Source organism: Oleiphilus sp. HI0117 (assembly GCF_001635235.1).
Genome location: NZ_LWGA01001226.1, coordinates 1 through 421, shown reverse-complemented (window position 1 = coordinate 421; position 421 = coordinate 1). Strand labels below are relative to the sequence as shown.

The 421-nt window shown below is 41.6% G+C and carries 1 protein-coding gene; it reads right to left on the bottom strand.

The window, feature by feature from the left end:
• Positions 1-421 (bottom strand): hypothetical protein (locus tag A3757_RS27155; protein WP_197470198.1); only part of this gene is annotated, 421 nt, incomplete at both ends.

The following is a 421-nucleotide window of genomic DNA, read 5'->3' as shown; positions in this document are numbered from 1 at the left end:
ACCGGAAATGACCTGAATAACATCTTCAATTTTTGAGAAGCTTTGTTTGATCTTATCCATGCTTTCTGTTGTTTTCTTCATGGAGTCTGCGGTAGATGTGACATTTGCTTGTGTAGTTCTTGTCACAGTTTCAATTTCTCTCACAAGAGAAGATGTCTCGCTAAGCGTTGTTTGCGTTTCGCTAACTGTTGCATCAATCTGCTCAGAAGCCTCGAGTTGAGAATGTGCGCCGTTTTCAATTGACTGGCTATCACTGTTCATTTTTTTGATGTTTTCTAGCAAGGATCTTGATGAGGTGGATAGGGTATGGCATGTCGACTTGGCTTCATTCAGAATCTCTCCTAAGCGCTGTGAGTTCTTTTCGGCCGAAATTACCAGACTACTTGTCTCTTCATTTGCTTGGATTGCTTCAGCTAGTGAT